Genomic DNA, 19,679 nt, shown 5'->3' with positions numbered 1-19,679 from the left:
TCGGCTTCAACTACACCGCAATCCTCGACGCAGGCTCCGCCCTCCCGGCACGCCAGGTCGACGCATCCCTCCGCGCAGACACACGCTTCTCAGACAATCTCGACTCATGGGGCTTGACCGCACAGGTCAGACTGCAGTTCTAATAAGGGATTACCGGCCGGGGCGGCTTGACCCAGCCCCGGCCACGTTTCAAACTCGATTTCAAAGCGGCATCGCGGCTTACGCGGTGTCGTGTCTTTAATACAGGGACCGATTTCGCACATGTCGTGGTACAGCAAAGTTGCGTGGAAAGAGGGCCTGTTCCTTCAGCCGCATCACCTCCAGCAGGCTGATCGCTACATGGAGCACCTCCTGCGGGTGCGGACCGCGCAGATCACGCCGTACCCCTGGGGTGTCTCGAACCTCGTCTTCGACCGCGACCTCGCCCAGCAGGGGCGGATCGGGCTGAGGTCCATCGTCGGCATCTTTCCCGACGGGCTGCCGTTCGACGCACCCAACGCCACGCCGCTGCCGACCGCCGTCCCCGTGCCGGAGGAGGAGGCCAGCGGTCTGGGCATCTGGCTGACCCTGCCGGACATCGAGGTGAACGCGCAGGACGTGGCCGCCGCCAGCGCCGACAACGCCACGCGCTACCTGCTGGGGTCGGAGACGGTGGTCGACAACTCCTCGTCCGCGCGCAGCGAGCAGCCGATCGAGATCGCCACCCCGCGGCTGGAGTTGTCGCTGCGGAACACGCCCAAGCCCGGGCACCAGAACATCTACATCGGCCGGATCGCGGACATGCGCGACGGCGTGGTGACGCTGGACGAGACAGTGCCGCCGACCGGCATGATCCTCGCGGTGCACTCCGCCTACGAGGGCTACCTCAGCCGGGTGATCGGCTGGATGGAGGCCAAGCTGTCGATGCTGGCGCGCTATGCCTCCGATCCGTCGTCGGGCGGGGGCATGCAGGCGACCGACTACCTGATGCTGATGGTCATCAACCGCGAACTGCCGGTCCTGCGGCACCTTCGCGGGCAGGGGGCGGTGCATCCCGAACGGCTTTATGAGAAACTGGTCAGCCTCGCGGGCGAGCTGACCACCTTCGACCAGGCGGACCGGAAGGCGAAGGATTACGGGGGTTACCGGCACGACAGCCCGAAGGAGAGCTTTACCCCCATCGTCTACGACATCCAGTCGCTGCTGGCGCAGGAGGTCGGGCGCGCGATCCGGCTGCCGCTGGAAGAGGTCCGGGCGAATTCCTATCTGGCGAAGGTCAACGACCGCCACCTGTTCGCCAATGCCGCGTTCGTGGTAGAAGTGTCCTCGGGACTGCCGCTTACGCAGGTGCAGCAGCAGTTCCCGCAACTGTGCAAGGTCGGTCCCTCGACGGCGATGCGGCAGATCATCAACGCCAACCTTCCGGGCATCGGGCTGGTCCACATGCCCAACCCGCCCCGGCAGATCCGGGTGATCGCCTCTAACGTCTACTTCCTTCTCGACAAGTCAACCGACCTCTGGCGCGAGTTCTCTTCGGCCCCGGCCGTGGGGATGCACTTCGCCGGTAACTGGCCAGACCTGAAGCTGGAGCTTTGGGCCATTCCGGAGCAAGGGTGATGGCAAGCGACGACGACGACAACGAAAAGACCGTCTTCGGACAGGCGATCCCGCAGCCGCCGCGCCCGTCGCAGGGTGGCGGCCAGAGGCCCGCGCCGCCGTCGCAGAACGTGAACCCGAGCGATCCGGACCGCACCGTCTTCGGCACGCCGATCAGCCCGCAGAACCAGCCGCCGCGCGTGGCGCCGCAGGGGCAGCGCCCGCCATCGGCCTTCCCGCAAAGTCCGATCCAGCAGCCGCCGCACCAGACCTGGGTCGGCGGTGGCGCGGGCGGAGAGGACACCTGGCTGGGGGGTAAGGTGTCCCATAATCCTCCCCCGCCGCAGCAGCAGTACCATCAGCCCGCGCCGCCCCCGCCGCCGCAACCGCAGGCGCCGCGGCCTACACCGATCCCGCAGGCGCCGCAGGCCGCCCCGCGCCCGGCGCCGCAGCAACCGGCCTACCAGCCGCAGCCGCGCCCGATGGGCAACCCGGGCAGCAACCACTATTCCGGCCGGATCTACGACACCGACACCGGCCGCCCGCAAAGCCCCGAGCTGTTCCCGGAACTGCGGCGGCGTGAGACGGTCGCCCGCTCTGTCCGGCAGAAGATCGCGCTGGAGGACGCGCTTCGTGCCACCGGGCTTGGCGCGGGCGGGCCGAACAATCCGCTTGTCGCCGCCGCCGCGAACCTGCTGATCCTGCTGGGCCGCCTGCGCACCGGCATGGTCGAGATGCAGTCCGCGCCGCTCCTGGAACACGTCGCGCGCGAGATCGACGCCTTCGAGTCGAACGCGCTGGAGGCTGGAGTGCCGGCGGACGACGTGACCGACGCGAAATACGCGCTGGCCGCCACCGCCGACGACATCGTGCAGAACCTGCCCGGCGCGGACCGGGGCATGTGGCTGGAATACTCCATGGGCGCGCGCTTCTTCGGAGAGCGGAACGCCGGTGTAGGCTTCTTCCAGCGCATGGACCGCGCGATGAAGGCGCCGGGGCAGAAGTTCCACCTGCTGGACCTGTTCCTCGTCTGCCTGTCGCTGGGCTTCGAAGGCCAGTACCGGGCGATGCCCAACGGGCCGAACGAACTGGCCCGCATCCGCAAGGCGATCTACGAGACGCTGCGCAAGGTGGTGAAGCGGCCGGACGACGACATCTCTGTCCGCTGGACACCGGTGATCGTGAACGGCAAGCGGCGCCGGGGCGGTATCCCGGTCTGGGTCGCTGCCGCCGTGGGCGGCGCCATGGTCGTGGCGCTGTTCGCGACGCTCGCCTACGTGCTGTCGCAGCAGGCGGGCCGCACCCAGAACGGCATCGCGATGATGCACTTCAACCTGCCGGACGTGACCATCGAACGCTCCGCCCCCGTGGAGCGCACGCCGGAGCCGCCGCCGGTGGTGGTCGACCGTCTCGACGACATCCGCGCGGCGCTGGAAGGGCAGGAGGTCGAGGTCGACGTCAAGAACGAGTGGATCCTGATCCGTCTCGGCTCGGCGCTGCGCTTCGCTTCGGGCCGTGCAGAGCTGGAGAACGACCTGACCGCGCTGGCCACGGCCATCGGCGTCGTGCTGAACGAACAGCCGGGCCCGATCCGCATCGTCGGGCATTCCGACAGCGTGCCGCTGTCCGGACGCGGGCGGTTCAAGACCAACGAGGAACTGAGCCAGGCGCGGGCGCAGACCGTGTCGGACCTCGTGACCGCCAGCCTCAGCGACAAGGAACGCGTCAGTGTCGAGGGCAAGGGACCGGTCGATCCGATCGCCGACAATGCCACCGCCGAAGGCCGCGCCCGCAACCGGCGGGTGGAAATCATGATCCGCCGCGAAGTGGAGGAGTAAGGCCATGGAACACCTGTTCTTCCGGTTCTTCCACGTCATCTGGAGAATCCTGACCAGCCGCGCGTTCCTGCGCTTCTGGATCGTCGTCGGCGTGATCTGCGTCTTCCTCGCGATCTTCTTCGGCCTGCCGATGACCGGGTCGGAGTTCTTTTCGAGGATCTGGGTACGGGTCGCGGTGATCGTGCTGATCCTGTCGCCCATCCTCGGCTGGTACCTGTTCAAGTTCATCCGCCGGCGCCGCAAGGCGAAGGCGCTGGAGGACAGCCTTGTCGAGGCGCCGGTGGGCGACGGCGAGGTGCTGAACGCACGGTTCAGCGAGGCGCTGGAGAAGCTCAAGAAGACCGGCGGCAAGAACTACCTCTACGAGCTGCCGTGGTACGTCATCATCGGCCCGCCGGGCGCGGGCAAGACGACGGCTCTGCGCTATTCCGGGATCGACTTCCCCGGCCAGGACGCACTGACCGAGGGTGCGCAGGGGTTCGGCGGGACAAAGAACGTCGATTGGTGGTTCGCGGAGCAGGCAGTCCTGATCGACACCGCCGGGCGCTACGTCATGCAGGAGAGCGACGCGAATGCCGACAAGGCCTCGTGGAGCGCGTTCCTCGAACTGCTGAAGAAAGGCCGCCCGGATCAGCCGATCAACGGCGTGATCCTCGCCTTTTCCGTCGAGGACATGCTGAAGGGCACGCCGGAGTCTCTGACCCAGCACGCCGCGGTGGTGCGCGAACGGCTGGGCGAGATCCATCAGGCGCTGCGCATCGACTTCCCGGTCTACGTGCTTTTCACCAAGGCCGATCTGATTGCCGGTTTCCGCGAGTACTTCAGTTCCTTCAGCCAGGCCCGGCGCAAGATGGCCTGGGGCACGACCTTCCAGACCAAGGACCGCCGCGAGGCGACCCATGCACAGGTGGGCGAGGAATTCGACGCGCTGTTGTCGCGGCTCTCGGATGAGGTCGTGGACCGCATGGTCGAAGAGCCAGACGATACATCGCGCATCCAGATCTTCGGCCTGCCTGGCCAGATGGCGATGCTGCGCGAGAACGTGGTGGAGTTTCTGCGCAAGGTGTTCGAGCCGACCCGCTACGACACCAACGCGATCCTGCGCGGCTTCTACTTCACTTCCGGCACGCAGGAAGGCACGCCCATCGACCAGGTGCTGGGTGCGATGTCGCGCGACGGGGAAGGGGAGGGCTTCCAGCCCGCCTTCATGTCAGGCAAGGGCAAGAGCTACTTCCTGCACGACGTGCTGGCGAAGGTCATCTTCGAGGAACGCGATTGGGTGAACTTCGACCGCCGCGCCGTGCGGCGTGTGGCGATCCTGAGGACGCTGGCGTTCAGCGTGATCGGGCTTGCGACCACGGCGGCCATGGCGGCCTTCGGCTACAGCTTCTGGCAGAACGCGACGCTGGTCCGCGATGCCGAGGCGCACGCGGCGGTCTACCTCGATTCCGCGCGCAACGAGCTGGACAACTCGCTGATCCAGGACCCCGATCCGACCGGCGTCATCGACCATCTCGACGCGCTGAGGAACATGCCCGCGGGCTACGGCAATCCGCACAATCCGACATTCTGGGAAGGCTTTGGCCTGAACCGGTCGCGCGAGATCGCGAATTCCGCCAGGAAGGCCTATTCCGACGGGCTGGAACGAATGCTGCGACCGCGCATGATGCTGCACCTCGAAAACGAGATCCCGCAGCTGATCATCGACGGCGACACCGAAGGCACATATCGCGCGCTGAAGGTCTACATGCAGCTTGGCCGCGATCTGGAGGCGAAGGGCGACGGCGACGAGGCGATCCGCAACTACTTCGACACCGAATGGCAGATCATGATGCCCGGGGCCACGCGCTTCGACGAGCGGACGAAGCTGATGCAGCATCTCGACGCCATGCTCGAACTGGACACCGACCAGGAAGTGATGGTGAAGCCCGACGACAACATCAAGGGCAGGGCGCGCGAGAGCATCGTGAACCTGCCGCTGGCGGATCAGGCCTATGCGGCGATCAAGGAGGCATCGAGCCTGTCGGGCGTGCCGGACTTCAACCTCGTGAACCGGGTGTCGGGCAACGTGAACGAGGTGTTCCGGACGACGGACGGCTCGCCCCTGGACCAGCTTTCGGTGCCGGGGCTCTACACCTTCGAAGGGTACTGGGGCTTCTTCGTCGACGAGATGGTTTCGGCCAAGGAACGGCTGGAAGACGAGCAGTGGGTGCTGGGGGAGACCGGCGACCGGGTGAACTTCAACACCCAGCTTGCCAACCTAGAGAACGAGCTGTTCTCCAAGTACCGCCGCGAATTCACGGTGGCGTGGAACGAGATGTTCGAAAAGCTGACCATCGCCAAGATGAGCGCGGACAGCCCGAACTACACGCTGCTGAGCTACGCCGCCTCGCCCACGAATTCGCCCATCGCCGAACTGGCCGAGGGCGTGACCGAGGAAACCAACCTGATGCGTCTTTACGACGAGATCGGCGGGATTTCCGAGACCGACGCGGCGCGCCTGATCGCTTCGGGCGGGAACGCGGAACTGGGCGGCGCGCTGGGGAGTGCGGCGTATGACCGGATCTATTCGCGGTCGGGCGTCTTCACGCGGGTGATCCTCGAAAGCCTCGGCAACCGGACGAAGAACCAGCTCCGCGCCAGCTCCGGCGGGCTGGCCGAGGACGTCGACCGGCGCCGGGTGCAGCGCATCACCGACGACTTCAAGGACTGGCACACGCTGATCAAGGGCGAGCGCCCGAACCGGCCCATCGACTTCATGCTGCAGGCCTATGCCAGCGTGCAGGAGAACCGCTCGAACGCGGCCTTCGCGCCGACGCCCGCCGACGACCAGATGCTGGGGCAGGCGCTGACCGCGCTGACGCGCACGAACGCCGGTGCGCCCGACGTGATCGCGCGGATGAACAGCGCGGTGGCGACGGAGTTCCGCACCGCCGCCGAGAACGCCACACTCGCGGAGCTGACGCGCGCCCTGAACGACGAGGTGGCGCAGTTCTGCAAGACGGAGATCGCGCCGTTCTACCCGTTCTCGGGCGGGTCGTCGCGGCACCTCTCGCCGTCGATCTTCGGCCAGTTCTTCGGACCGGGCGGCAAGATGGACCAGTTCTACTCGCAGCACCTGGCGCCCTACGTGATCCGCACCTCTGACGGGTTGCGCGCGGACCCCGGCACCGCCGTCGGCCAGCGCCTGTCCGGCAGCGCGCTGGCGCAGTTCGACCGGGCACAGAAGATCCAGCGCGCGTTCTTCGCGTCCGGCTCTCCGACGCCGGAAGTCAACATGTCGATCAAGCATGTGACCTCTTCGCCGGGCGTGGGGCTGGCCAACCTCAACATCCACGGCAAGACCATCCCGACCCAGCCGGATTCGACCCCTGCTGGCTTCTCCTGGCCGGGGGAAACGGCGGGCGTGTCGATCGAGCTGATCCCGACCCGGATCGGCAATCAGGCGACCTTCGAATTCAGCCAGGGCCGCTGGGACATCGCCAAGTGGCTGGCGGACGGCGCACCGAAGGTGCAGGGCAACGTGGTCACCGTGCGCTACACAATCCGCGGGCAATCGATCACCTACCGGATCGAGTTCGACAGCTCGACCGTGCCGTTCCTGATGCGCGAGCTTCGGGACTTCAGCTGCCCGACGTCGCTGGAGTGAGCGGAGTGACGGAACCCGCGCGCATCGGTGTCATGGGTAAACACCCAGGCTTCGGCGACTTCATCCAGTCGGGGCTGTCGAAGGACGTGCACGATGCGCTGATGCGCTGGCTGGACAAGACCCTGAGCCGCGTGCGCGAGGACGCCGGTTCGGACTGGAAGTCATGGTGGGCACAGGCGCAGCCGCTGCGGTTCTGGATCGGGCGCAGCGTTCTGGGCGTGCCCGTGGCGGGCGTGATGCAGCCGTCGCAGGACAAGGTCGGGCGGGACTATCCGCTGGTCCTTGCCGCCGAGAACGTCTTTCTGCCCGTCCCGGGTGATGGCGGCGCGACCGACCAGTCGCCGTGGGAGGCACTTGAGGCGCATGTGACGGCAATGGCGCCGGGCAAGGGTGCGGCCAGCCTGCTCGAGGGGCTGACGCTGGAGCTGCCTGCCGAGGGCGAGGCGGAGCGCGCACTTGGCCCAACCATCTGGGCGCATCATCCCGAGGGCGACCTCGATGCGCTGCTGCGGGCCGCGGCCGGTGCCGACTTGGCCCGCGGGGCGCTGCAGCGGTCCTACTGGTGGTCCGCCGGGGACGACACGCGCCTGCCGGTCTGGCTGGGCTGCCACGGCCTGCCGGACGCGGGCGCGCTGAGGTGGCTGCTGGCGGGGCAGCCGAAACAGGAACAGACGGCCGAAGCCGCGGAATGGTAAGTAACGTTGAAACCCGGCCTGCGCCCCTCTAGAGGCAACGCAGGACCTGCACGGCGGCAGCGCATGACGAGGCGCTCAAAGGATGCCCATGGATCATAACGAATTCTTCACCTTCGAGACCGGGCAGGCCACGGACGTCGGACGCAAACGGACGGTGAACGAGGACAACTTCCTGTCGCGCCCCGACTGCGGGCTCTGGGTGGTCTCGGACGGAATGGGCGGCCACGCGGCTGGCGATTATGCCTCTTACACCATCGTGCAGGAGCTGAACTCCATCGGAATGTCGGCCTCTCCGGACGACCTTCAGGCCCGCTTCATGGAGCGCATCCACCGCGCCAACACCGCGATCTACGAACACGCGCAGGAGTTGCAACGCGGCACTATCGGTGCAACTCTGGTGGCGCTGCTGATCCATGGCGAGGATTACGCCTGCATCTGGTCGGGCGACAGCCGCATCTACCTTCTGCGGGACGGCAAGCTGGTGCAGCAGACCCGCGATCACACCGAACTGATGATGCTGCTCGATTCCGGAGCCATCACCGAGGAAGAGGCACAGAACTGGCCGCGCAAGAACGTCATCACCCGCGCCATCGGGGTGACAGAGACCCCGCAATGTGATGTGGTCAGTGGCAAGCTGGCGCTGGACGATACTTTCATCCTGTGTTCTGACGGGCTGACGGAGCATCTGAGCGACGAGGACATTGCGGAACTGGCCGCAAGGCATCGCCCGAAGGACGCCTGCGAGGCGATGATCGAACTGACGCTGGAACGTGGCGCCAAGGACAACGTGACCGTGGTCGCGATGCGTTGCCTGCCACCGCCGGAGCTGGAAGAAGAAGACGACCTGATGGACGACGTGCTGGAACTGGACACATCTGCGGGTGAGGCCGAGGCATGAACGCTTCCGGCACCAATCCACCCGAAGATGACGACGACGACGAGCGCACGGTCTTCCGTCCGCCGACGCCGCCGGGCCAGACGCGCCCGCCAGAGGACGACGACGAGGACGAGCGTACGCAGTTCGCCGGTCCGGGCGGCGCGCGGCCATGGCCTGCGCAGCAGCCCCCATCCTACCCGGCGCAGACGCCGACGGAATGGCCCGAGCAGCCCCGGCCGAACGATCCGAACGCCGGTCAGCAGACCGACCCCGGCTACGAGCAGGGGCCGTATACGCACACCGGCTATCCGCCCCCGACGCCGCCATCCGCGCCGCCGCAGACCACAAACCAGCCGTCGCAGAACCCGGCCTATCCGACGCAGGACCCGTCTTACGAACCTCAGGTCACCGGAACGGGGCAGGGAGGGTACACACAGGATCCGTCCTACGCGCCGCAGATCACCTCGACCGGGTATCCGCCCGCGCCGACCGGGGCCAACCAGGCCGCGGCGGAGGCTGCGCGCGCCACCGGCAAGCTGCCCATCGGTACGCTGATCAACAACAATTACCGGATCGAGGAAGTCCTGAAGTCCGGCGGCATGGGCGAGGTCTATCGCGGGATCGAGATCCACACCGGCGACCCGGTGGCGATCAAGGCGATCCTGCAGGAAAAGGCCGACGACGCCGAGGCGGGCCTGCTGTTCAAGCGCGAAGCCCGGACCCTGCGCCGCCTGACGGACGAAACCATCGTCCGCTATTACAACTACGTTCCCGACCCCGAGCTTCAGCGCTATTTCCTCGTGATGGAGTTCATCGAGGGCGAGCCGCTCAAGGACTACATCGCCAACACCGGTCCGCTGCCGGTCGAACAGGCGAAGGCGCTGCTGGCCCGGCTGGCGGGCGGTCTCGCCACGGCCCACGATGCGGAGGTCATCCACCGTGACCTGTCGCCGGACAACGTGATGCTGGAAAGGGGACGGGTGGAAACCGCGCGCCTGATCGACTTCGGCATCGCCCAGTCCTCGGTGGTGAAAGAGGCCACCATGGCCGGGCGGTTCGCCGGCAAGTTCAAGTACGTCGCGCCCGAGCAACTTGGCCACTACGGCGGGCACATCTCGCCTGCGACCGACATCTACGGGCTGGCGCTGCTGATCGCCGCCGCCTCCATCGGCAAGCCGCTCGACATGGGGTCGTCGATCGTCGAGGCGGTGCAGTCGCGCCAGTCGATCCCGGACCTGTCGCACGCCCCTGAAGAACTGCGCCCGACCCTGTCCTACATGCTGGAGCCCGATCCGAAGGACCGTCCGGGTTCGATGCTGGAAGTGCGCGAACTGGTGAACGATCCGACCAAGATCCCGGAACGCTATCTCGGTGGCTGGGTGCCGCCCGCGCCGCCACCGCTGCACACGACCCCGCCGGGCAATACCGCGCACGGGATGACGCAGGCGGGCACAATGACCTCCGGCCTGCAGATCCCCGGTGCCACGCAGAACATCACCCTGAACACCTCGCTCGGCCCGACCCCGATTCCGGAGCCGGAGGTGGAGAAGCGCGGCGGCGGCGGCCTGATCCTGATCCTGCTGGTCGTCTTCCTCGCCATCGTCGGGGGCGGCGGTTTCCTCGCGTGGCAGCAGGGCCTGATCGGCGGCGAGTCGCAACTGCTTGGCGGCGGAGGCGGCGATCCGACGCCGCCCGATCCGCAACCGCAGCAGACCGGCATCCCCGACCCGCTGAGCGACACGCGCGAAGGGTTCCTCGCGGCCTTCGAGACCGGCCCGTGCACCTATGTGACCCGCGTGAACCAGGGCCCGAACGCCGGCACCATCGAGGGCTATTCGGCCACGCGCGAACAGTTCTCCGGCCTGCCGACCGCCTATGAAGAGCGGTTCGGCGCCCGGCCCGAGGTGCAGCCGCGCGAGATCACCCGCCAGCAGTGCGAAGTGCTGAACTTCGCCAAGGCGCTGCAGGGCAGGGGCCGCAACGGGGTCGAGATGTTCCTCTCTGCCGATGAGGTCGCCAGCCAGAACCCGGTGACGGCGCAGCTGACCGTTCCGCAGGGGCAGGCCGTTTGGCTGATCCTCATCAGCCCGACCGGCGGCATCTTCAACTTGTCGGACCGGCTGTCGCAGCCCGTGGGCAACCAGCGCAACCTGAGCTTTGCGCTCTCTCTGCGGACCGGGCAGGATCCGGCGCCCCAGCTTCTGCTGGCGGTCGAAAGCGACGAGCCGCTGGCCCAGGCGGCGGTGGCGCAGCGCGGCGATCAGGCGGCAAACATCCTGCCGAAGATCCTCGAGGAGATCGCCTCACGGAACGGCGCGGCGAGTGCGGCTGTCTCCTACCTGAAGCTGAACCCGGCCGAAGAGTGAGCTTGCGGAGTGCCCCGTGACGGGGCGCTCCGGCGCAATCGCCCATCGGATAGCATGGGTTTGCCCCGGAACGTCCCTCAGCGCACGTCGAAGGCGACGATGGCCAATGCCGCCTGACGGCTCAGTTCCGCGCTGAGATCGGCAAAGAAGTCGTCGGCGCGCTGGCCGGAGCGGTCCTTCAGCGTCGAGAGCGGTTCGGTCGAGGCGATGGCGATCAGCAGTTGCTTGGTATCGCGCAACGGCCCGACCCGCGTCACCGGCACGTCGAAGCGCACAAACTGGCCCGAGGTCGAGGTGAAGCGTTCGAGGTCCTGCACCACGCCGTTGTTGTCCACGAGGAACAGCCCGAGGTTCCGGTCGCCAACGCCGCGCATCACGCCCGAGACGCGGTTGCCCGACGCCACCTCCGCATTGTCGAGGCGCATGCCGATGCGGGTCGCCGGGTAGTCGCGGTTCTTGGCGATGAAGGTCAGCGCCGCGCATTGCCGTTCGTCCAGCAGGGTGCGGGTCTGGCGGATTTCCTCGTCCTCGGGGCGCACCAGCACCTCGGAGGCGAAGCGCCCCATGGCGCCGTCCTCCGCCGCCAGAAGCGCCAGGCCGATCCCGTCCTCGCCGTCGCGGCGGGGCAGGGCGATGACGCAGTTGTCCTCGGTCTTTGCACGGATGCGCTGGATCAGGTCGCCAATGGCGAGATCGCGTTCAGAGGGCGGGGCGCGCATCCGGCGGGTCACGCGCGGCGGCGAGGGTTCGACCGGCGTCGCCTCGATGGTGTCCGTGCCCTCGCCGTCAGGTGTGGCCGTCGTCGGGTCCAGCGTGTCGGTCGTCGGGGCGGCTGTCACGGGGTCGAGCGTGTCCGTGCTGTCCGCAGGCGGTGCCGCCGTGACCGGGTCGAGCGGTTGTGCCGTGGGGCTGATGGTTTCCGGCCCGGTGGCGTCGTCGCCCGGGGTGGGGGGCGTCACCGGGACAAGGGCCGCGAAATCCTCCGCCTCCACTTGCCCGGTGGGCGTGGAGGCGATCACCTCTTCGTCGTTCTCGACGATGGGGGCCAGGTCGCCTGACGTGACCGGGGCGGCATCCTCGCTGGACGTGGGGTCCAGAACGGGGGAGCCGGTCACGACCTGTGCCGCGCCATCGTCCACGATTAGCGAGTCTGCCTCTGTCGGGCTGACCTGCGCATCCTCCTCCGGCACCACGGCGGTCACGTCATCCAGCGGCGGGGCGACAAGCGGCGCTTCCTCGACGGGCTGGAGGTCGGCAACCTCGGGCGCCTCCGGTTCGACGGTCTCTTCTTCCGGACCCACGGACTCCACGGTGTCGAGCGGCGGTTCCTCGACCGATTCCGCCTCGACCGTGTCGAGCTCACCTGCGTCCTCGGCGGCGGGTTCCTCCACCGGGGCGACGTCCAGCGTATCGGCGGTCTGCTCCTCTGTCAGGTCGTCGCCCGTGGTGGCATCCAGCGCGTCGGGTGTCACCCCGTCGAGGCCGTCCACCTCTGTCGCATCCAGCGTGTCGAGCGGTTCGGGCGTCAGGTCCTGCGGCTCTTCGGCTTCGAGGGTTTCCGGCTCTGCCTGCGCGGTGTCCTCCGGCTCGATGGCGTCGGGTTCTTCTGCCTCGGCGCTGTCGGCAGGGGCTTCGGGGGTCAAGTCCTCGGCTTCGGCTGCGTCGAGCGTCTCCGGGTCCTCGGGCGTGACCTCCTCAACCGGCGTTTCACTCTCCGCCGTGTCGTCGGGAACCTCCGCGTCGAGGGCGTCCAGTTCGCCCTCGTCGACCTGCTCTGCATCCGGGATCGCGGCGTCGTCGAAGGCATCGTCCGGCGCGAGTTCGCCTTCAGGATCCAGGGTCTCCATCTCCTCGGCAGCGTCGAGCCCGGTGGCCTCGCCAAGGCGTTCGACCAGACCGGCCAGCGTATCGGATTCAAGCTGTTCGAGCGTGATCTGGAATTCGGGCGACGACTGCGGCAGCGGGCGTTCCACGAACCACTGCGACACGCCCGCGGACATCAACGCGATGACACCGGCGTGCACGGCGACAGACCCCGCGGTCGAGAGGATCCAGCCGCCGGGCGCACCCCGGCCATAGGGCAGGTAGCTCATGAGCCGCCTCCCTCGCCGGAGCGATGCACGGTCACGAGACGGATTTCCAGATGCGCGAACTCCGGCTTGCCAAGCACGTCGATCAGGGACTGCGCACTTTCGTTGCGGTCGATCAGCAGGTGCAGGATCGTCTGGTCGGCAACGCCGTTGGCGAGCTGCACGTCGTCGACCAGCTCTCCGTCGAGCATCATGACCCCTTCGGGTTCCAGCACGAGGATCGGCTTCGGCAGGTGTTCGACCGGCAGGTCCGCCGTCTCCGACAGCTCGATGGCGAAGGTCGGCGCGTTGGTCAGCCGCCCGGTCACGAGGAAGAAGAAGATCAGCAGCAGCACGATGTTGACGATGGCCAGAGAAATGTCCGGCTGCTGTTTCTTGTGAGTGCGGGGGATGTGGCGGATGGCCATGTCAGATCGCCCCCCGGGCCACACGCACGGCGCCGACATTGGCGGTGGCCAGCCGTGCAAGGACGGTCGTCACGTCCTGCACCCGCGCGGTGTCACGCACGAGGATGGTCACGTCCGCCGGGGCCACGTCGGATCCCAGAGCGTCGGCCAGCGCGTCGAGGCTGTCGAAGGTGAACTCTTGCCCTCCGACGATGATCCGCTCGGCCTCCAGTGTCCAGAGCGCGACTTCCAGCGGCGGTGTCGGCGTCTGGTCGTTCGGCGTCGGCGCAGAGGTCGCGGTCACCTGCTCGGGTGGTGGGGCGGCGGTCTGCACGGTCAGCAGCGAATAGGGCGTCAGGGACGACGTCAGCATGAAGAAGATCAGCAACTGGAACATGGCATCCGCCAGCGGAGTCATCGCAAAGCGATAATTCCGGGGCCGGACGGGCAGCTTGATCTTCGGTTGAGACATCTCGGATGCCCCGTCAGAGTTTCTTGGTCGGGTCGAGCCGGCCGTGGATCGCCGCCGAGATGACGGTCTCGATCATGTTGCGTTCCCGCTCGATCCGGGATTCGAAGTAGTTGGCGACGAAATAGGCCACCAGCGCGATGGCAAGGCCCGCAGCGGTGGTGGTCAGGGCGGTGTAGATGCCCGCGGCGAGGATCGTCGGGTCGACGGCACCCTCGGCAACCGCAAGGGCCGAGAAGGCGTCGATCATGCCGATCACGGTGCCGAGCAGACCCAGCATCGGGGCGGCCTGCACCACCATTTCCAGCGTGCGCATGCGGTCCGTCATGGTCGCGAGCTCGATGATCGCGGTCTGGCGGCCCAGCTCTTCGGCGTAGGTCGAGTCGCCCGGTTTCGCCTGCACGCCCGAGAACACGGCCTGGAGGATGCGGGCGAGCACGGACTTGCGCTTCTGCGCCTGCTGCAGCGCCAGGTCGGCGCGCCCGGACAGCCAGTTGTCGAGGATCTCTTCGGCGCGTTTGCGGCGGCCGACGCCCAGCATCATGAACTGCACCCATTTGTAGATCGCCACGGCAATCGCGAGGAGCGACAGGAGCCCCAAAGCGCCGAAGACGATGAGGGACGCGATGTTAAAGGACTCGGGGAGAAAGGACTCCATCAATCACTCCTTGAGCGGCGCGCGGGGCGGAATGTGCCCCGGTCGCGCGGATCGTTCTGACGTTAGATACCGAATTGAATCGCGGTGCGCGAGCTTGCGCTGAGCGCCGACATGCATACGTCTGCCTCATTGCCCGTTTCGGCGTCAATGCAGGCCGAGCTGTCGTTGATGACGATACGCGAAATGTCGGAGCACGCGGCCCCGGGCAGCTCGAACTGCAGGACGCGGGTCTTGCCGTCGATCAGGGCGCCGAACTTCAGTACCAGCAGCCGGGTGACGACCCCTTCGCCGTCGAAGATCGCCACTTCGTACTCCGTCCGGTCGAGCGCGGTGCCGGAGTTGTTCTCCGCCACGTAGGTCAACCGGCAGTTGCCGTTTCCGGTTTCGGCGGCGGCGTTCAGTTCCAGTTTGAACAGGTCAGACGCCGGCGTTTCATCCTGGGCGGCCGCGGCCACGGGAACCGCTGCCAAACCCGCAATCCACAAAGCAAAAATACGGTTCTTCATGTTTCACTCCCCCTGAAAATGCATGAAGCCCGGGTAAAACCACCGGGCCCGTTATAGCATCATATTGGCGGGGAAGGTCGCCATCATGTCAACCCGGTTTGCCGGGAATTCACGATCGCGCCTTGCGCTGTGTCAGCGGAACACGCCGTGCATGCCCGACGCGGTGAACGCGCTCGGGTCGGGACGGGAGACGACCGGCACCGGCTGCGGCTGGAAGATCCGCTGGATCAGCGGACGGCTTTCCCGCTCGAACGTGGCGCGGGTCGTTGTTCGGCGCGGAGCCACGACCTGACCATCGCCGCGCGTCACCACTGCGGACTGTGCGACCTGCTCGAAACCGTCGTCGCGCGACACCGGACGCAGGGTCCGGTAGGGGGCGAGACCGTCGCTCAGATCGGCCTGCTGGCTCGACACCGTCGGCTGCGTCAGGCCGCGAGGCTCTGCAACACGGTCGTTGTTCTGAACCTCTGCCTCGACCACACCCTTGGCTTCACTCTCGAACGAGACTGCAACCGCCTGCGTCGACTTGGAGGCCGCAACCGCATGGGCAAGCACGACACGCTCGGGCAGGCGCGGACCGGCGGCCATGGCCGAGTGGCTCGCGAACAGCGCGAGCCCGGTTGCCGCGGAAAGGCCTACGAGGCCGGCACAGGTGAGAATGATGCGTTTCATGGCTTCCAATATAGCGGAAAAGTCGTCAATTTCTTGTCCAAAATGTGGCGACTTTCAGGCTGGATCTCTACGTTGCGAAAAACACACAAGAATTTGGAGCGCGCGTGCCCCGTCACACCCTCTATATAAGGCTTTTTCGCGTCATTGGAGTGCTTCGGGCACTTTTTCGGCTGATTTCTGCCGGTTGTCTGGTCATCCTTTTCTCGCCCACTCAGTCCGCCGCCCAGTTCGCCGTCTGCAACCAGACGCTCAACGTGCTGAACATCGCCGTCGGACGGTACGCCTATGAGAACTTCACCACCTCCGGCTGGTGGACCGTCGGGCCGAACCGCTGTGCCAACGTGATCGATCGCGTGCTGGACGTGCGCTACGTCTACGTCTTCGCTCAGGACGTCTTCGGCAAGGAAATCATGCGCGGCGCGACTCCCATGTGCATCGACACCAAGCGCTTCGACATCGTGGGGGAGGAAGACTGCCTCCTGCGCGGCTACCTCGAGGCGCGGTTCCACGAGGTCGACACCTTCAAGAGCGAACGCTGGACGCTGTTCATCTATCCGCCCTCCTGACCGAAGCGATCGGCGCTTCCTTGCGCTATGGAAAGTCTGACTGGCAAACGGTGCGGCAAGGTTGCAAGATGCGCGGCGCATTCGTGTTGCGGGCCGCGCCCGCGCGAATGCCAGACTGACTGTTTCTCGTTCCGGGAAGGGATTGACCCATGCGCACCGCCGCTCTTGCCCTCACGCTCCTCGGCCTGTCTGCCGCGCCGCTGACCGCGCAGGAGTGGAAGGCCATTGTCGTCGGCCAGCCCGGGCCGGGGACGGAGGTGTCCTATGCCGACGCCCTGCACGCCGGGGCGGCGCTGGAGAAGGGCGGCCTGACGCTGGTCGACACGATGCGCGACAAGCCCCGGGCGCGCCTGACCGACACGCTTTCCACGATGGAGAATGCGCCGCGTCTGGTGTTCTTCTACTCCGGCCAGATGCCATCGGGCAGCGTTGCGATGCAGGACGGCACGATGCCGCTCGACACGGTCCTGCGCGGCGCGGCGGCCGCCGGGACGCAAGAGATGATCCTGATGCTGGAGAACTGCTCGGACGAGTCTCCCATTCCTGCGCGGATCGCGGTGCCCGAAGCGCCGGAGGGCATGGCGCTGATGGTCGTAGCATCCGCCGGTCCGGGCGCGCGCTGCGAGACGGGCGAACGTCTGAGCGACGCCCTGCGTGGGATGTCGGAAGTGGAGCCGCTGACCGGCGACCTGTTGGAGCGGCTCGAAGGCATGTTCACCGTCGGCAGCGTGCCGTCCCCGGTCATCCTGTCCGGCGCCCGTGCGGAGGAGGGCGAGGAACTGGTGGAACTGCTGCCGGAGGATGTGATCCTGCTGCCCGCCCTCGACGGGGATTTCTCGCTGGGCAGCGGCGATGGTTTTGGCGAGACCATCGGCGCGGACGAGGTGATCGAGATCGTGCTTCCCGCACAGATGCCCGACATCTCCGACTTGCCGGAGGTCGTGGAGGACAACACCCCCGTCATCACCTTCGCGGCCCTGCCCACCGCACAGATCGCCGCCCTTCCGATCGTCGCGGGCCTGCCCGATCCCTCCATCCTGGTGGGGCTGATCGAGGGGGTGACCGACGCCTCGCTGGAGGTCGATCCACAGCCTGACGCGCCTTCCACCGCGCTGGCCAGCTTCTTCGACGACAACGCGGAGATCGCCACCTCGCTCGCCACGCTGCGTGACATGCGGCAGAACGATCCGGAGATGTACACGAGCCTTCTGTCCTCTGGCGCCTTCGATCCTGAGGACGAGCGCGTGCTGGCGAAGGTCATCCAGTCGGAGCTTGGCCGGATGAACTGCTATCGCGGTCGGGTCGACGGCCAGTACGGCCCGGGATCGCGCCGCGGCTCGACCAGCTATTTCGAGGAACTGAAGAAGAAGGGCATCGCGGCGCTCGACGATCCGGCGGCGACGGTCGACCTCTTCCGCCTGATCCTCGGCAATGAGGACGTGCGCTGTCCGGACCCGGCAGTGGCCCAGCCCCGGCCGACAAACACCGCCCGCCCGCAGAACACTACGAGCCAGACCCAATCGCGCCCGACCCGCCAGCAACCCACGCAGCAGGTGCAGCGAAGCCAGCCGCAGCAACAGGCCCCGCAAAGCCAGCAGCCCAACTTCTCGGGTGCGCGGTTCGGGTCGGGTATCGGCCGTTAGGCGCGTCCGCCAGCCGCCCGGGGGGTCTGCACTCCGGAGCGGCAGAGCGGACCGCACGTTCGGGCCAAACGCCGAAACCGGGACAAAATACCGTGTGCAGGACTCGTGTTCTGTGCCCGTTCTGATATAAGACATGGGGACTTCAGCACGAACCTGAGCAAGGGAATTGACCCATGCGCACCGCCGCTCTTGCCCTCACGCTCCTCGGCCTGACCGCCGCGCCGCTGGCCGCGCAGGAATGGAAGGCCATTGTCGTGGGCCAGCCGGGGCCGGGCGCCAAGATGTCCTTTGCCGACGCATTCCATGCCGGTCAGGCGCTTGAGAAAGGCGGCCTGCCGCTGGTCGACATGATCCGCGACATGCCCCGCGCACGGCTGACCGACACGCTTGCCGTGCTCGAGGATGCGCCGCGGCTCCTGCTGTTCTACTCCGGCCGCATCCCCTCTGGCAGCGTCTCGATGCAGGACGGCACCATGCCGCTCGACACGATCCTGCGCAGCGCCTCCGTCGCCGGGACGGAAGAGATGATCCTGATGCTGGAGAACTGCACCGACCAATCGCCCGTGCCCGCGCAGGTCATCGTGCCCGAACCGCCCGAAGGCATGTCGCTGATGGTCGTGGCCTCCGCCGGACCAGGCGAACGGTGCGAATCCGACGAAAGGTTAAGTGACGCGCTGCGCCGGATGTCCGAAGAGGGCGAGCTGACCGGCGACCTGCTGGAACGGCTGGACGGCATGTTCATCGTGGGCAGCGTGCCCTCGCCGGTCGTCATGACCGGCGCGCCCGAAGAAGACGTTCAGGAACTGGTGGAACTGCTGCCGGAGGACGTGATCCTGCTTGCCCCACTCGACGGGGATTTCTCGCTGGGCGGCGGTGGCGATGACGGCGGCTTCGAGGAGACCATCGGCGACGACGAGGTGATCGAGATCGTGCTGCCCGCCCGCGTGCCGGACCTGCCGCAGGAGGTCGTGGACAACACGCCTGTCGTGACCTTCGCCGCCCTTCCAACCGCCCAGATCGCCGCCCTGCCTCTGGCGGCCGGACTGCCGGAGCCTTCGATCCTCGTCGGCCTGATCGAGGGCGTGACCGAAGCCTCGCTCGACGTCGACCCGGAACCGGAGGCGGAATCGACCGCACTCGCCAGTTTCATCAACGACAACGCGGCAATCGCGGCCTCGCTCACGACGCTGCGCGAGCTGCGCAAGAACGACCCCGAGATGTACGCCAGCCTGCTCGCCTCCGGCGCCTTCGACCCGCCGGCGGGCGATGTCCTGGCGAAAGTCATCCAGACCGAACTGCGCCGGATGAACTGCTACCTCGGCGGCATCGACGGCGACTACGGCCCGAGGTCGCGGCGCGGCTCCACCAGCTACTATGACGAGCTGAAGAAGAAGGAGATCGCTTCGCTGGAAAGCCCGGACGCCTCGGTCGATCTGTTCCGCCTGATCCTAGGCAACGACGAGGTGCGCTGCCCCGATCCGGTGGTGGCGCAGCCGCGTGCCACGACGACGCGGTCGACCACGTCGCGGAACACCTCGACACGGTCCACCAGCAACACGCGTACGACACGGTCCGCCCCGGCGGCCCAGGCCCCCAGCAGGGCGCCCACCTCTGCGCCCAGCCGGTCGTCCGGCGGCAACTTCTCCGGCGGGTCCTTCGGGGGCGTGTTCCGGTAGGGGCGGCGGCCCG

15 protein-coding genes are annotated in these 19,679 nt (G+C 67.1%); 9 read left to right on the top strand and 6 right to left on the bottom strand.

Features of this window, described 5'->3' with window-relative positions:
* The first annotated feature begins 261 nt into the window (after positions 1 to 261).
* From tssK to ACU0DV_RS07325, 6 genes are all read left to right on the top strand, one after another.
* A complete protein-coding gene (gene tssK / locus ACU0DV_RS07350) occupies positions 262 to 1,596 on the top strand; it encodes a type VI secretion system baseplate subunit TssK (protein ID WP_100931239.1) in 1,335 nt (444 codons plus the stop codon).
* Positions 1,596 to 3,413, top strand: coding sequence for a type IVB secretion system protein IcmH/DotU (icmH, locus tag ACU0DV_RS07345; RefSeq protein ID WP_446241472.1), 1,818 nt, complete (start codon positions 1,596 to 1,598; stop codon positions 3,411 to 3,413). Before tssK ends, icmH begins: the two co-directional genes overlap by 1 nt.
* 4 nt (positions 3,414 to 3,417) lie before the next feature.
* Positions 3,418 to 7,062, top strand: coding sequence for a type VI secretion system membrane subunit TssM (gene tssM, locus ACU0DV_RS07340; protein ID WP_446241471.1), 3,645 nt, complete (start codon positions 3,418 to 3,420; stop codon positions 7,060 to 7,062).
* Positions 7,063 to 7,094: 32 nt separating this feature from the next.
* Positions 7,095 to 7,757, top strand: coding sequence for a type VI secretion system-associated protein TagF (gene tagF, locus ACU0DV_RS07335; protein ID WP_446241470.1), 663 nt, complete (start codon positions 7,095 to 7,097; stop codon positions 7,755 to 7,757).
* Positions 7,758 to 7,845: 88 nt separating this feature from the next.
* The gene (locus ACU0DV_RS07330) at positions 7,846 to 8,655 is read left to right on the top strand and encodes a PP2C family protein-serine/threonine phosphatase (RefSeq protein WP_446241469.1); all 810 of its coding nucleotides are present in this window, start codon (positions 7,846 to 7,848) and stop codon (positions 8,653 to 8,655) included.
* A complete protein-coding gene (locus ACU0DV_RS07325; RefSeq protein WP_446241468.1) occupies positions 8,652 to 11,000 on the top strand; it encodes a protein kinase domain-containing protein in 2,349 nt (782 codons plus the stop codon). The genes ACU0DV_RS07330 and ACU0DV_RS07325 overlap by 4 nt, the downstream gene beginning before the upstream one ends.
* Positions 11,001 to 11,077: 77 nt before the next feature.
* Here the strand turns inward: ACU0DV_RS07325 and ACU0DV_RS07320 are convergent, their stop codons facing one another.
* The 6 genes from ACU0DV_RS07320 to ACU0DV_RS07295 all read right to left on the bottom strand — a co-directional run bounded on the left by ACU0DV_RS07320 (position 11,078) and on the right by ACU0DV_RS07295 (position 15,781).
* Positions 11,078 to 13,093 (bottom strand): hypothetical protein, encoded by a 2,016-nt coding sequence (locus tag ACU0DV_RS07320; RefSeq protein ID WP_446241467.1) that lies wholly within the window; start codon positions 13,091 to 13,093, stop codon positions 11,078 to 11,080.
* On the bottom strand, positions 13,090 to 13,497 hold the full coding sequence (locus ACU0DV_RS07315; RefSeq protein ID WP_100931232.1) for an ExbD/TolR family protein: 408 nt from the start codon (positions 13,495 to 13,497) through the stop codon (positions 13,090 to 13,092). Before ACU0DV_RS07315 ends, ACU0DV_RS07320 begins: the two co-directional genes overlap by 4 nt.
* 1 nt (position 13,498) lies before the next feature.
* Positions 13,499 to 13,948: an ExbD/TolR family protein gene (locus ACU0DV_RS07310; RefSeq protein ID WP_100931231.1), complete on the bottom strand. Its 450-nt coding sequence runs from the start codon at positions 13,946 to 13,948 to the stop codon at positions 13,499 to 13,501.
* 13 nt (positions 13,949 to 13,961) lie between these two features.
* A complete protein-coding gene (locus tag ACU0DV_RS07305) occupies positions 13,962 to 14,603 on the bottom strand; it encodes a MotA/TolQ/ExbB proton channel family protein (protein ID WP_100931230.1) in 642 nt (213 codons plus the stop codon).
* A 62-nt stretch (positions 14,604 to 14,665) separates the two neighbouring features.
* Entirely contained in the window at positions 14,666 to 15,109 is a 444-nt protein-coding gene (locus ACU0DV_RS07300; RefSeq protein ID WP_370312035.1) for a hypothetical protein, read from the bottom strand.
* 132 nt (positions 15,110 to 15,241) lie between these two features.
* Complete coding sequence (locus ACU0DV_RS07295) at positions 15,242 to 15,781, bottom strand: hypothetical protein (protein WP_446241466.1); 540 nt, start codon at positions 15,779 to 15,781, stop codon at positions 15,242 to 15,244.
* 149 nt (positions 15,782 to 15,930) lie between these two features.
* On the opposite strand from ACU0DV_RS07295, the gene ACU0DV_RS07290 reads away from it, so the two are divergent.
* The 3 genes from ACU0DV_RS07290 (at position 15,931) to ACU0DV_RS07280 (ending at position 19,666) form a co-directional block, all read left to right on the top strand.
* Complete coding sequence (locus ACU0DV_RS07290) at positions 15,931 to 16,347, top strand: DUF1036 domain-containing protein (RefSeq protein ID WP_446273536.1); 417 nt, start codon at positions 15,931 to 15,933, stop codon at positions 16,345 to 16,347.
* Between the two features lie 149 nt (positions 16,348 to 16,496).
* Positions 16,497 to 17,990, top strand: coding sequence for a hypothetical protein (locus ACU0DV_RS07285; protein WP_446241464.1), 1,494 nt, complete (start codon positions 16,497 to 16,499; stop codon positions 17,988 to 17,990).
* A gap of 173 nt (positions 17,991 to 18,163) precedes the next feature.
* The gene (locus tag ACU0DV_RS07280) at positions 18,164 to 19,666 is read left to right on the top strand and encodes a hypothetical protein (protein WP_446241463.1); all 1,503 of its coding nucleotides are present in this window, start codon (positions 18,164 to 18,166) and stop codon (positions 19,664 to 19,666) included.
* The last annotated feature ends 13 nt before the right edge of the window (positions 19,667 to 19,679 follow it).

The sequence above is a fragment of the Sagittula sp. genome (assembly GCF_052825245.1).
This window is presented reverse-complemented; position numbering and strand designations above follow the sequence as displayed.